Source organism: Candidatus Gastranaerophilales bacterium, assembly GCA_028693235.1.
GTDB lineage: Bacteria > Cyanobacteriota > Vampirovibrionia > Gastranaerophilales > Gastranaerophilaceae > JAQUVW01.
This window is the reverse complement of record JAQUVW010000007.1, coordinates 24,967-39,312: the sequence shown is the minus strand read 5'-3', so window position 1 is coordinate 39,312 and position 14,346 is coordinate 24,967. Positions and strand designations below refer to the sequence as shown.

Annotated in this window: 12 protein-coding genes; 10 read left to right on the top strand and 2 right to left on the bottom strand. The window is 35.4% G+C overall.

What is annotated here, in order from left to right:
- The 6 genes from PHV37_10330 to PHV37_10305 form a co-directional block, all read left to right on the top strand.
- Positions 1 to 697: CHAP domain-containing protein (locus PHV37_10330; GenBank protein ID MDD3238475.1), on the top strand; the 697-nt coding region annotated here is incomplete at its 5' end.
- Between the two features lie 172 nt (positions 698 to 869).
- On the top strand, positions 870 to 2,855 hold the full coding sequence (locus PHV37_10325; protein ID MDD3238474.1) for a hypothetical protein: 1,986 nt from the start codon (positions 870 to 872) through the stop codon (positions 2,853 to 2,855).
- Between the two features lie 200 nt (positions 2,856 to 3,055).
- Positions 3,056 to 3,727, top strand: a complete 672-nt coding sequence (locus PHV37_10320) for a response regulator transcription factor (protein MDD3238473.1) — start codon at positions 3,056 to 3,058, stop codon at positions 3,725 to 3,727.
- 19 nt (positions 3,728 to 3,746) lie between these two features.
- Positions 3,747 to 5,396, top strand: a complete 1,650-nt coding sequence (locus PHV37_10315) for a PAS domain-containing sensor histidine kinase (protein ID MDD3238472.1) — start codon at positions 3,747 to 3,749, stop codon at positions 5,394 to 5,396.
- Positions 5,397 to 5,460: 64 nt separating this feature from the next.
- Positions 5,461 to 5,859 (top strand): Fur family transcriptional regulator, encoded by a 399-nt coding sequence (locus PHV37_10310; protein ID MDD3238471.1) that lies wholly within the window; start codon positions 5,461 to 5,463, stop codon positions 5,857 to 5,859.
- Between the two features lie 32 nt (positions 5,860 to 5,891).
- On the top strand, positions 5,892 to 6,431 hold the full coding sequence (locus PHV37_10305; GenBank protein ID MDD3238470.1) for a rubrerythrin family protein: 540 nt from the start codon (positions 5,892 to 5,894) through the stop codon (positions 6,429 to 6,431).
- A 53-nt stretch (positions 6,432 to 6,484) separates the two neighbouring features.
- Here PHV37_10305 and PHV37_10300 read toward each other — a convergent pair whose 3' ends face one another.
- Positions 6,485 to 7,210 (bottom strand): YkgJ family cysteine cluster protein, encoded by a 726-nt coding sequence (locus tag PHV37_10300; GenBank protein MDD3238469.1) that lies wholly within the window; start codon positions 7,208 to 7,210, stop codon positions 6,485 to 6,487.
- Between the two features lie 29 nt (positions 7,211 to 7,239).
- Between PHV37_10300 and mutL the strand changes: the two genes are divergently transcribed.
- The 4 genes from mutL (at position 7,240) to PHV37_10280 (ending at position 13,265) form a co-directional block, all read left to right on the top strand.
- On the top strand, positions 7,240 to 9,003 hold the full coding sequence (mutL, locus tag PHV37_10295; GenBank protein MDD3238468.1) for a DNA mismatch repair endonuclease MutL: 1,764 nt from the start codon (positions 7,240 to 7,242) through the stop codon (positions 9,001 to 9,003).
- A gap of 325 nt (positions 9,004 to 9,328) precedes the next feature.
- Positions 9,329 to 11,455: a hypothetical protein gene (locus tag PHV37_10290; GenBank protein MDD3238467.1), complete on the top strand. Its 2,127-nt coding sequence runs from the start codon at positions 9,329 to 9,331 to the stop codon at positions 11,453 to 11,455.
- Positions 11,456 to 11,608: 153 nt separating this feature from the next.
- Positions 11,609 to 12,529 carry a branched-chain amino acid transaminase gene (locus tag PHV37_10285; GenBank protein ID MDD3238466.1) on the top strand — a complete coding sequence of 307 codons (921 nt, stop codon included), beginning with the start codon at positions 11,609 to 11,611 and terminating at the stop codon, positions 12,527 to 12,529.
- The gene (locus PHV37_10280) at positions 12,522 to 13,265 is read left to right on the top strand and encodes an ABC transporter permease (protein ID MDD3238465.1); all 744 of its coding nucleotides are present in this window, start codon (positions 12,522 to 12,524) and stop codon (positions 13,263 to 13,265) included. The genes PHV37_10285 and PHV37_10280 overlap by 8 nt, the downstream gene beginning before the upstream one ends.
- On the opposite strand, the gene PHV37_10275 is transcribed toward PHV37_10280, so the two are convergent.
- Complete coding sequence (locus PHV37_10275) at positions 13,254 to 14,330, bottom strand: type IV pilus twitching motility protein PilT (protein MDD3238464.1); 1,077 nt, start codon at positions 14,328 to 14,330, stop codon at positions 13,254 to 13,256. The genes PHV37_10280 and PHV37_10275 overlap by 12 nt on opposite strands.
- Positions 14,331 to 14,346: the final 16 nt, after the last annotated feature.

The window sequence follows — 14,346 nt, the reverse complement described above, 5'->3', positions numbered from 1 at the left end:
TGAAAAAGACAAATTGCTTGATACAATGGCAAAAGAGCACCCTGAAATAAAGGATAAATTAAACAAAGTAGAAGAAAAAACAAAAGAAATAAAAGAAGAAACCGACAAGAATATCAAAGAACTTGAATCAACAAGAGATACAAAAACCGATGGACTGAACGGTGAAATCCAAACTCTTAAAACAGAGCTTGCTCAAGCTGAACAAAAAGAAAAGACGGATAAAGTCCTTAAAGAAAATATGACAGGTGACCAAGCTGCAGCCATTGAATTCGCAAAACAATTTGAAGGAATGAGCGAAGACGAAATGCGAAAAGTCTTTAAAGAAAAAGGTTACCAATTTGACTCAGGAGCATGGTGTGCAGACTTCGTAAGAATGGCACTTGGCGAAGGCGTAGGATTAGACAATCTCCCTGATTGGTACAAAAACTCCTCAAACCCTGCATATTGTCCGACCTTATACAGCGAAGCATCAGCAGCAGGTGCCGTAATTGACATAAGTCAAGCAAAACCGGGTGATATGGTTTTATTTGACTGGGATGGCGACAACAACTCTGACCACGTCGGAATATTAGTCGACTCAGGTGACGGTTACAACATTAAAACAATCGAAGGTAACACTTCCGGAAGTTCAAGCAGTTGTGTAGCATATAAAGACCGCGATATGAGCACAATAAGAGCAATTGTTTCAATGGGCTAAACCCACAACAAAAATGACTTTATTAAAAAATCTTTTTTGTTACAAATTATTAACACATTCTAAATCTCTTTCTCCATGTCTTAAAGTAAACATCTTAAAATGCCGATAATCATGGTATAGCGGTAGTCTATACCGTCATGGATAGGGATAAAATAAAAAGGGAAAAACCAATATGTGGCGTGATTTATTATTAAAACTGGTACAAAACGGAAAGCTTGATACAAGCAAAGTAAATGAAGATGACCTGAAAAAACTTCAAGACTCCCAAACGAAAGAGCAAGAAGGAATAGCAGGTGAGTCTATATTTGCACAAGGTGTATCTTTTGACATCGCAAATTCAATGAAATATTTCGTTGAAGAAGATGAAGACGGAATGAAAGAAATCACGACAGATGTCAAAGATGCCGATATGACAGATGAACAAAAGAGTGTCGTTCAACTGGTACAAGAGCTTCTTAACGTAAAAGAGGTTCAAAAAGCAGCAGATGCAAATAACGATGGAAAAATCGACAACGACGAAATACAAACTATGTTAAAAAACATCAGTGCTTTTGACACAGATTCCGGAAATATTTCATCTGATGATGTCGAAAAATTATTTCAAGATTTAGACGTTAATCTTTCTGACCTTATCAGCAATGTGGCAAAATCATTAGACCCAGAAACAGAAACAGAAACTGAAGGCAAACTTGAAGATATCGAAGACCCTGCAGAACAAGAACGTGGAGAAACTTACTCTCCAAAAACGAGTAACGCAAGCACACCATCAAGCAGTTACCAATGTGCTCCATCAGGCGGTGTGGGAGGAACAGGAGGCACAGGCTCAAGTTCAGGCAGCAACGGAGCAGGAAATACTTCTGCAACAAATCCAAGCTCTGAAACAGCGGATGCAAGAACTCCTGATGAAATTAAAAAGGAAATAGAAACAAAAGAAACCGAAAAAGAAACTGTAAATACAGATACAGAAGAAAAAATTCAAGCTGAACAAGAAAAATACGACGAAGCTGTCCAAAAAGCTATGGAAGAAGAAAAAGTCGATGAAAAAGTTCAGCAAGAATACGACAAAAAGAGTGAAGAACTTGCAAAAGAAATCTCAACTCAAGACAAAAATATCCAAGACGCTGAAGGAAAAATCCAAGACGCTACAGCCACAATAGAAGCAAAAACTACAGCTATCAGTGACGTAGAAGGACAAATCGGCAATCTTCAAAGTAGCATGTCATCTGTCGATGAAAAAGCTGAAGACGCAGCCTCTAAAAAAGCTGATATACAAGGAAAAATTGACAACTTAACAAAAGAAAAAGAAACTTTGGAAGCTGACAAGAAAAAGGCAGAAGAAGATAAAACCAAAGCTGAAGAAGCTAAAACTAAAGCTCAAGAAGCTAAAACTAAAGCTCAAGAAGAAAAAGACAAATTGCTTGAAACTTTAGCTAAAGACCACCCTGAAATGAAAGACAAATTAGACAAAGTTGCCGAAAAAACTAAAGAATTAAAGGCAGAAACTGATGAAAAAATCAAATCCCTAGAAAGTGAAAAGAAAACTAAAGTTGATGGTTTAGACAAGGAAATCCAAACCCTTAAAACAGAACTTGCTCAAGCAGAACAAAAGGAAAAAACTGACAAAGTCATTGCAGAAAACAGAACCGGACCTGTATTTGATTTTGAAGAAAACTTATCAGATTCTCAAAAAGCCGACCTTGAAAAATTCAAAAAATTATACACTGACAATAAAGACAAATATGAAAAAGTTGCAGAAGCAACCGGCGTACCTGCTGAACTTGTTGCGGCAATACACTGGAGAGAATCTTCAGGTAACTTCAACACTTACCTTCACAATGGCGACCCACTCGGAAAACCGACAACGCACGTACCCGCCGGCAAAAACTTCAACGATTGGACAGAAGCTGCTATCGACGCTATAAACAGCCAAGATAAAGGAAGTTTGGCAAACAATTCTGATGACCTAGATGCAATTGCCGATTACGCAGAAAGATATAACGGTCTTGGATATAGAAACAAAGGTGTAGCATCACCTTACGTATGGGCAGGAACCACAAATTATTCCGGTGGTAAATATGTCGCAGACGGCGTTTATGACTCAAGTGCCTATGATCAACAACTCGGTGTTATGGTTATGCTTAAATCAATTATGGAATAGCATCAACTATATTAAATTGAAAACGGAGACAAATTGTCTCCGTTTTTGTCTTTTTATTAAATTAAACATTGCAGTAAATATTTGAATACTTATAATAAAATAAAACTATAGCCACTTGGTTAATATAAAAGTAGCATCAAAAAATACTATATTAAGTTACCAGTGGTAACTTCTGTGAAGTTATACGAGGACATATCTATATGAATAAAATTTCAATTTATATAGTCGAAGATTATCTCCTTACAAGAGTCGGTTTAAAACACACATTGGCAGGAATTAAAGGATTAAAAATCCTCGGAGATTTTGAAGCGGCAGAAGAATGTATATTAGCAATGCAAAAAGAAGTTGCCGATATTATTTTTATGGACTTAGGATTGCCGGGAATGAATGGAATCGAAGCAACAAAGTTATTGAAAGAAAAATATCCTTCTACAAAAATAATAGTCCTCACTTCACATGAAAAAGATGATACAGTTTTAGCATCAATTTCAGCAGGAGCTGACGCTTATTGCATGAAAGACCCTGACGATGAAACCATAGTGAATGCTATAGCCAGTGTAACAAAAGGTGCTTTATGGTTAGACTCTCAGGTTGCCTCAATTCCGGCAAAATACATGCCCAGACCAGACATATCAAACATTAACAATCTATACCCTGTACCAAATAATGACATAAAACTTTCAGACAGAGAAAAAGAAGTATTAAAACTAATGATTCAAGGTAAGACAAACCCTGAAATCGCAACGGAAATAATGGTAAGCACCCATACAATAAAAGCACATGTTGCGAGTATTTTAGTAAAACTAGATGTTCAAGACAGGGTTCAAGCCGCAGTAAAAGCAACTAAATTAAACTTGGTTGAACAGCACTAGACAAGCAATAAGGTCATATATGTTTAAGAATAAAAAAACAACGGTAAACATACTAACCATTACAGGAATCATATTGGTCATCGCCGGCTTCATTATTCCCTACATTGAGGTTAAAATTATAGATGCAATTTTGCTCATTATACTTATTGTTTTTCTTCGATTGATATATATACAACATAAAGATTACAGCTTTTTATTTAAAAAATACACAGAGCAAAAAGTAATAATATCAGATATCTTCAAATATTGTCCTGACTTGATTTTTCTTAAAGATACGAACTTTAGATACATAGACTGTAATAAAGCATTCATAGATTTTAATGAATTCGGCAAAAAAGAAAACGTTATTGGATTGACAGACAAAGACCTTTTGGAGCAAGAAACAGCACGATTGATTAAAGAAAATGATGAATTTGTTTTAAAAAGCCAAAAACAATTCAAATATATACAAAGAATTCGAACTTTATCAAATAAACCTATTGTTGCAGAAATCGTAAAAGCACCTTTTTTTATTAATGGAGAGCTTAAAGGTTTAATGGGAATAGGCAGAGATGTAACCCAAAGAGAACTTTTGCGTATGGAAGTTATGCAAAAGCAATCACTTCTTGTTGCTTTTTTTGAGAACTTGCCTTATATAGCATTCATTAAAAATATTGATAACAACATTATATTCGGAAACCGAGAGCTAAAAAGAATATTAAATATTGATGAAAACAATATGGACCCAATTTCTCTAGAGAATTATCTTCCTGAAGCTCAACTTGAACAATGTCGAAAAGAAGATAACCAAATAACTTTCGACAAAAAAGCTATAATAAAAGATTTAACATTAGATTTAGCGGGTAAAAAATTCCATGGCGAAATTCACAAAGCCCCTGTGCTAAACGGTAGAGGGAAAGTAACAGATTTTGTTGTTATAGTCAGAGATATAACTATATATAAAGAAAATGAGAAGCAAAAAGAAACATTCATTGCAACACTGACACATGACTTAAAGACTCCTGTTTCAGCACAAATAAGAGCTTTGCAACTAACTTTAGACGGTCATTTCGGAGATATTACGAAAGAACAAAAAGTCATACTAAAACAAACAATGAACTCTTGTAAATTCATGAAAAACATGATTTCAACGATTCTCACAACATACAAACAAGAAGACGGGCGATACATTCTGCAATATGAACCATTTGAGGTTATGGACATAGTCAACAACAGCATTACTGAGTTAGCTTATCTCATTGAAGAAAGAGAACAAAAAGTCATTGTTGAAAACAATCTTACTCAAAATTTTATCGAAGGGGATAAAATAGAGCTAAAAAGAGTAATAACAAACCTTATCTCAAATGCCGTTTCTTATACTACATCTCGCACAAAAATAACCATACGACTCTCTAATGACGAGGAAGATTTCAAGTTCACGGTACACAATGACAGCTTGTATATCAACAAGGAAGAACTTCAAGGTTTATTTGAAAAATACATCTCAAACGCAACAAAATTCAGACAAATCGGTAATGGATTGGGGCTTTATTTGTCAAAAGAAATAATTAAAAAACATAGCGGACAAATGATAGCTATAAGCGAAAAAGGGAAAGGCAACACTTTCGGATTTATAATCCCATTAAAAAAGCCTGCTCTGCTATCAAAAAGTAATGTTGAAAAAAATTAACAAACCATTGACAAAGTTGCGAAAATAAGTCAAAATGATAATAGTTATTATTTTAGGTGGTTAGATGAATTATTCGAAACAACGTGAACTAATTCTTGAAACGCTTACCCAAAATGTGGTTCACCCTTCTGCAGACTATATTTATAATATTTTAAAAAAAACCTACCCAAACATAAGCCTTGCAACAGTTTATAGAAATTTGAATAAACTTGCCGAGTTAGGGGTAATAAAAAAAATAGAAGGGCTTGAAGCCAGTGATCACTTTGACCACAATACTTTTGAGCATTATCATTTAATATGTATTGAATGTGGCAGAATTTTTGATGTTCCTGCTGATATTGCACCGGATATATGCGAAAAACTTGAAGAAAAAACTGGCTTTAAAGTAATTAAACACGAAATTACATTCAGAGGCGTTTGTCCTGAATGCCAAAGTAAATGCGAGAAAAATACTATCGAATAACTCAGACACCGGTTAGTAAAGGAGAGTCTAATATGGATTTAAAAGGTTCAAAAACAGAAAAGAACTTGATGGAAGCTTTTGCAGGAGAATCCCAAGCCCGCAATAAATATACTTATTTTTCATCTAAAGCTAAAAAAGACGGATACGTCCAAATCGGTCAATTCTTTGAAGAAACAGCGAATAACGAAAAAGAACATGCAAAAATTTGGTTCAAATTATTAAATGGCGGCTCTATTGACGACACCATTAAAAACCTTGAAGAAGCTGCTAACGGCGAGAATTACGAATGGACAGATATGTATGCTAAATTCGCAAAAGAAGCTCGTGAAGAAGGCTTTGAAAAAATTGCCGTTCTTTTTGAAAAGGTAGCCGAAATCGAAAAAGCTCACGAAGAAAGATACCGCAATCTTTTAGCGAACATAAAAGAAGGAAAAGTTTTTGTAAGAGAAGATGAGTCTGTTTGGGAATGTTCAAACTGCGGACACTTGTATGTAGGGAAAGAAGCTCCAACAGTTTGTCCTGTATGTAATCACCCGCAATCATATTTCTTCCTTAAAAAAGCTAATTATTAAGATTGCAAACATCTTGTATAAAGAGCAGGGGTCTTTTGCCTCTGCTTTTTAATTTACAAAAAAGCCTTTTCAATTTTTTCGATATAATACTCAACAATTTCCAAAAGAGCATGCAAAGAAAGTGCGATGACTTCGATTTCGTCTTTCCAAGGCTTAAACCCGCACGAATCGGGCAAAATCGCTAAAGGATTATTCGGAAAATCTCTACAAACATCTGGACGATTTTCATAATCATTGCACAAATTATTTTCAGACAATTTGGGGCAATGATAGAAATAGACACTTTCAGTATCACCGTATTTAGCTTCTAAAAGTGAAACGTATTCTGGGTAGATTTTTTTAGCTTCATCAATATTTTCATAAGGAATAAAAACACTCAGGAACTGAGTTGCGAACTTGTCACCATTGTCAGCCTTTTGTTTTAATTCAGAAGGAGAAAATTCGCTGCAAGCGAAATTGCAACACAAGGCACATTTTTCGCAGTGGAAATCCTCTCTGTAAGCCAAAATTTGTTGCAGGCGAACATAAATATCACGAGATATTTCATTTTTCAATTTAGAGAGTGCTTCTTTTTGCCATTCTTTGTAGGAGCATTCGGGAGGTAATTTTGCAAAAAGTAGATTTTCAGCCTGCTTAAATTCGCAAACATCTTTGCAATTAGTACAGAAATGTTTTACTTTTAAGGCTAAAAGCACTTTTTTTATAGAGTCTTCCGATTTAAAAAAGATATCTCGATAAATCTTTCTTTTCTTAACATAATCTTGTTTCAAACTATCCATAGTCAATATATTATATTAAAATAAAAGCAATGAAAAGAATTAATCAATTATCAATACATGTAATCAACCAGATAGCAGCGGGGGAAGTAATAGAACGCCCGTCATCAGTAGTGAAAGAGCTTGTTGAGAACTCTGTCGACGCAGGTGCAACAAAAATTGAGGTTTCGATTTCCAACGAATGTAGAGATATAAGAATTGCAGATAACGGCTCCGGCATTCATCCTGACGACATTGAACTTGCTTTTTCAAAGCATGCTACAAGTAAAATTTCCAACGAAAATGACTTATGGAATATTCACACGCTTGGCTTTAGAGGAGAAGCACTTGCCAGCATAATTTCAATAGCAAAAGTCACCTGCACAACAAGAACCAAAGAGTTTGAATACGGAACGAGAGTCGAATCGCAAAACTCTGTAGTAAAAAAATCCCAAACAGGCTGTGCCATAGGCACGATAATGGAAGTTAAAGACTTGTTTTTTAACCAACCCGTAAGACTAAAATTTTTAAAAAGTGCAAAAACAGAATTTGCTTACATTCAAGAATTAATGCAATCAATTGCTTTATCGCACCCTGAAGTAGCTTTTGTCCTGAAAAACAACGGCAACAATATAATTTCAACAGGACAAAATTCTGACCTTTTAACAAGGATAAACGAAATATATTCAAGCTCATTTGTTGAATTTTTAAGACCCATTGAGAAAACAGACGAGCTCTCAAAGCTTAAGATTACAGGTTATACTAGCACTCCTGCCTATACCCGTTCAAGCAAAAAAGCAATTTATACCTTTATAAATTCAAGAATGGTTAAATGTCCTATCTTGCTAAAAGCAATCGATTTAGCATACAAAAACATGCTTCCGCATGGGAAATATCCGTTCGTCGTGTTAAATTTAGAAATTCCGACTTCTGATGTGGACGTAAACGCCCACCCGACAAAGAGAGAGGTTCGATATAAAAACCCTAATCAAATATTCAATTTTTTATATAGTGCAATAGATTTAGCCCTTTCAAATCGGACTTATTCTACCGATAAGGAAACAGAAAACATTAATATTTTACCTTTTACCCAAACTTCAAAAGAATCAGACAATGCTGTTTATATAACAGAAAAAAATGATACGGCAACAATAAATACAGAAAGATATTCTGCACCACAGATTTTCCCTGTAAAAGAGAGCCAATCGCCAGTGCCACAAAAAAGCTTTAAAATAGAACTTGAACCCCAGACGGAAGACTCTCGTGACTATAACATAATCGGTCAGTATTATAACACCTACATTTTGATTGAAACTAAAGCAGGACTTGAGATTGTAGACCAACATATTGCTGACGAAAGATATATCTATGAAAAGCTCAAAAGCAATAAAAATAACGCTTCACAGCTTCTTTTAATTTCTGATATTTTAAATCTTGAAACCAGCGAAGTAGAGCTCCTTATGCAAGCCAAAGACAAATTGATGTCTTTCGGTTATCAAATCGAAAAAATTTCAGCTACACAAATTATATTCAGGAAAGTCCCTCAAATTATAGCCCACATAAAACCTGTAGATATAGTAGCAGAGCTTTTAGTTAATATAAAAGGCAACCTTGATTCATTAGAAGAAAAAATTTTAATAACAACGTCCTGCAAAGCAGCAGTAAAAGCTGGTGAGCATCTAAACTTGTGGCAAATGGAAGAACTTATCAAAAACTGGAAAAAGACGAAACACCCATACACATGCCCGCATGGACGTCCGATATCAAAAACGCTTTCAAACAAAGAAGTAGCCGCATTTTTCAATAGAAATGCCTAGCAAGATTTTTATACATTAAGAATAATATTTTTTTCAAGTTAAAAAAACTTCCTTAAAGAACACCTTAAGGAAGAAGTAAAAATTAGTAAAAGAGACATCACTAATATGCTGGCATATTTTTTTTACAATTTCTAACATGAAGACAAAAATTGTAAACATATATGAATAAGGGATATACTAGGTGTTGAGAAGTTTCAAATTAATAAGTATACTAAGTACACTTAATGTTAATCTTTGTAAAATAACTGTTAACATGAGAGCACAAAAAGGCAATAAAAATTTTCAGCTTATTTTAATAAAGTATAGACAATAGAATGGTATATTTATGCGTATTTCAGAGCAGATTACACAACAGCCGCAAACGAAAGTGCGACAAGGGGAACAGGCAAAATCACATTACAATCCTAACTTCAAAGGATTAGGCGTCGACTCAGTCGTAATAAATGTCATGGATGCAATCGAAAGAGGAGGACTCTTTGCATCTTTTTGTATCCAAGATACACTTGGAACCAACTTGCCACGCCCGATTGCGGGCTTAACACGTAATAAAAAAGAAAACGCAGGTAAAAAGAATACAACTTTCGCTTTAAAAGAAGCTATTCGCGAATTCACAACAGGTCCGAGCATGTTTATAATACCGAGCATGGCTCTTGCAGGACTTACAAGAGGTATCGGAAAAACGACAAATGTACCGGCAGCTTTTATTAAAGGCTTGGGCGATATATACAAAAACACTGTTTCTCCCGAAAATATTACCGACGGAGTAAAACTTAAAAAAGATTTCTATAAAAATGTTGTTTCCAATATTATTGAAGAAACCACAGGTCAAAAAGGCAAAATTGTCGAAAAAGAAATAGACGAAATCGCATCTGACTTAATTAATTTAGGAAGCAAAAAGAAAAAAGGCTTAATAACAAATATGCGAGGCATAAGAGTTGAAGGCTCTCAACAAGATGCCTTAAACGACGTTGCGGAAAAATTTGTTAAATTAACTAAAAAATACGCCGACAATCCGACTTCAGACTTTTTGACAGCAAAAATCAAAAATGCAAAAGTTGAAGGTGGCTCAATCGCAACAACCTTCAAAAAAATGGTATCTCATATCGCAGACTACAGCGATGATGCGATAAAACAAACCCAAAAAAACTTTACAAAAGCACCTGAAAACTTTGTTGAAACTGTAGGCAAATTCGTTGACAAATTTAACGTAAAAAGAATAAATACAAGATTTGGCGTAAACATCGGAATGATGGCTGCCGTAATGGGATTTTTGTCTATTATTCCTAAATTATACAATATAAGTAAAGACAATCCTGCTTTAAGAGGTCTTGAAGAACAACAAGCACAAGGAGCTGTTCCAACTGCAAATAGCCAAACAGCAACAAAACCTAACCAAACTCAAGAAACAACGGAAACAGATAAAAAACAAACAAATGCAAAACAACCATCTTTCGGTATGAATCCTGCAAAAATGGCAGATAATATTGTCAATGGTTCAGGATTATCAAAAATTGCAAAGACCATAGAATTTGATGGCGTAGATATGTCATTTCCGATGTTAATGACTGCAATGCTTGGTGGAGTTTTAGCCCCCAGAATTGTCCAAGCTCAAGACAATTATGACCGTGAAGAAATCATAAGACGTGATACTATCTCAATTGCAACAATGGGTTTTGGAGCCAGAGCTTTAGCAAAACTTTTCACAAAAAGCTCAGAAGCAAAATCAGGATATGTACTAGCGATTAAAGACGACGCATTTAAAGCCAAAACTCCTATAGGAAAATTCTTAGACTATCTTAAACCCGTAAAAGGTATCCAAATACTTAAAAGTGACGCCTTAACTTCAAAATACAGTAACCTTGAAGACTACAAAAAAGGTATTGAAGGCTTCTGCGAATTTGTCGATAACCAAGGCGGCAATTTGAAAAAAATATTCAGCACTACCGATAAATCTAAAACATTACTCGAAAATATCTGTGGCGGTGCCGAAAATTTTGCAAAAGCAGACAACAAAACTATTTCCGACTCAATTAAAAAAGCGGTTACCAATAAATCAAAAGATATTGATGATTTGTACGGCTTATTTAAAAACAACATTGGTGCTGACGGCAAAACAATTTATAACGAATTTTTACACAAAGCAAAAGCTCTTAACAGCAAATTCGACTTCTTATCAATGTGCGTATTAGTACCTGCTTTCTTAGGCTTCGCCTTACCAAAGATAAACGAACACATTACTAAGAAAAAGTTCAAAAACAGAAACGCTAAAGCGGCAGAAACAAAACCTGAAACTCCAAATCAAAACGGAACCGCTCAAACTCCAACTAAAATAGCCGATTCTAAAACTCAAGCATATAAAACATATCAAAACCCTTATTTTATGGCTGTTCCCAAAGAGACAAAGCAAGAACAAAATAGCGTTTATAAAAAAATAGAAACGAAACAAAAATAATTATTTTATTAAAAAAGCTTTCTTTATAGGAAGCTTTTTTTGTGGATAAAATCGTCTAATCGCTGTATTAAAAGTATGTTAAAAATTTACTCCAAAGTTGAAATATATGCTAGAATAGACTAGCACAACCGAAATAAAAAAGGAGGCACTATAGTGACCAAAGATGATTTAGTTTTTATGGATGGCGAATATGTAAAAATGAGTGAAGCCACCATCCCTGTCAGAAATCACGCATTCTTGTACGGAACATCTGTTTTCGAAGGTATTCGTGCATACTACAACAAAGAAGAAAACCAAATGTATGCGTTTAGAGTAAAAGAACACATGGAAAGATTAATCCGCAGCGGAAAAATCATGCACATGCATACAAAATATACAGCTGATGAGCTTGTAGAATTAGCAAGAGGACTATTCAAGAAAAACGACTATAAAGCAGATGCTTATATGCGACCACAAATTTATAAAAGTGCGTTAAAAATCGGACCCGGCTTAATTGATAACCCTGATTCACTTTTAATTTTCACAATTCCATTGGGTGATTATATTGATACATCAAAAGGTTTGAGCGTTTGCGTTTCAAGCTGGAAACGTTCTGATGACAATGCAATTCCGCCACGTGCAAAAGTTTCCGGTTGTTATGCAAATACAGCTCTTATCGTAACCGACGCAAGAATGGCCGGTTTTGACGATGCTATCGTTCTTTCACCGGACGGACACGTGACAGAGGGCTCTGCAATGAACTTATTCTTGGTTCAAAACGGCAAACTCGTAACCTCAAATACCACTGATAATATTTTGGTTGGCGTTACCAGAAACACAATTATTGAGATTGCAAAAGACTTAGGCATAGAAACTGTTCAAAGAGAAATCGACAGAACAGAACTTTATATCTCTGACGAAGCTTTCTACTGTGGCACAGGTGCTCAAATCAGTCCTATAACTAAGATTGACAATAGACTCGTTGGAACAGGAGAAGTCGGACCTATTACTGACAAAATTCAAAAATTATACTTTGATGTTGTAAAAGGCAAAGTCGAAAAATACAAAAAATGGTGCACACCTATTTATGATTAATTTTTTAGGACTTTGTATTCAAAACCTAATAACATCAATCAAATACATTTTTGACAAAAATGTAAAGTTTGGCTCTGTAATAAGCAGAGCAGCAATGATTAGTTATGACTCGCTGCCGATAGCACTTATCATAGTGTTTATCGCAGCTGTTGTCATAGCACTTCAAGTTTCCAAACAATTTTTGATGAGCGGAGCAGAAAACTACGTAGGCGGATTTCTGGCTATTGCTTTGATTAGAGAAATAGCACCGGGATTTGCAGCTTTAGCGATTAGTGCAAGAGCCGGAACAGCAATAAGTGCTGAAATCGCTAATATGAAAGTCACATCTCAAGTAGATGCAATGAAAACATTGAAAGTAAATCCTGTAGGATATTATTTTGCACCCAGAATTATTGCAGCAGCAGTAACTGTTCCAATGGTCGTGCTGATAGCAGAATTGTTCGGCATAATCGGCGGAATGTTGGTTTCATACGCAACAATCGGCTTGCATCCCAATAGATATATGAACTCTGTGTGGTTATGGTTAAACACAAGAGATATCTATATCAGCGTTATTAAAGGTGCAATTTTCGGAATTATCATAACAACGGTTTGTGCAACACAAGGTTATCAAACAGAAGGCGGAGCAAAAAACGTTGGTATATCAACAACAGAAGCAGCAATTAAAGCAACTGTTTATCTACTTGTTGCCGACTTGTTATTAGCCCTTTTGTTTTATTATAATTTACCGAGTTAAATTAGCTAAACGCTTAAACTCATCAGGTCTTTGAGATTTAGCCAAAGCATCATCTAAATCAATAGAACCTTGCAAATATAAGTTTTTCAAAGCAGTTTCGAGCGTTTGCATACCGAATTGTGCCCCAGTTTGCATCATAGAATATATTTGAGCTGTTTTGCCTTCTCTGATAAGGTTCGCAATAGCTGTATTTACGACCATGATTTCTTGAGCCATTATACGACCTTTTTTTGATTCGCCGTCATCATCAAGCCTTGGAAGCAAAGTTTGAGAGAAAACAGCAATCAAAGAAGTTGATAGCTGGACTCTAACTTGTTGTTGTTGAGCCTCAGGGAATACATCAATAATACGGTCGATAGTTTGACTTGCAGAAGATGTATGCAAAGTTGCCATAACCAAGTGACCTGTTTCAGCGGCAGTTAATGCCAAACTTATCGTTTCAAGGTCCCGCATTTCACCTACAAGTATAATGTCAGGATCTTCTCTTAATGCAGAACGCAAAGCATTTGCAAATGAACGGGTATCTTGCCCGAGTTCTCTTTGGTGAACGACGCTTTTTTTAGAATAATGGACATACTCAATCGGGTCTTCAATAATCAAAATATGCTCGGAGCGTTGCTCGTTAATATGGTCAATCATAGACGCCAAAGTTGTAGATTTACCACTACCGGTAGGTCCAGTAACCAAAATCAAGCCTCTAGGACGTTCTGTAATAGTTTTTACCGTAGGAGATAGCCCCAAAGATTCAAACGACGGAATAACAGCATTAATTGTTCTGAATGCAGCTGCATAAGAGCCTTTGTCTTTATATATATTTACACGGAAACGACCCAAACCGTGAATACCGTAGCTGAGGTCGAGTTCCCAAACTTGTTCAAGGGTTCTACGTTGTTCGTTACTCAACATCGGAAATAGGAGAGATTCGACATCATCAGGAGTTAATGCAGAATACTCCATTCTAAGCAAATTACCGTCCACTCTTATAACGGGAGGTAATCCGTTTGATATATGTAAGTCACTTGCCCCTTTGTTGACGGCAGCCTCAAGTAATTCTTCTATTAACATTGGTATCACTCCAAAT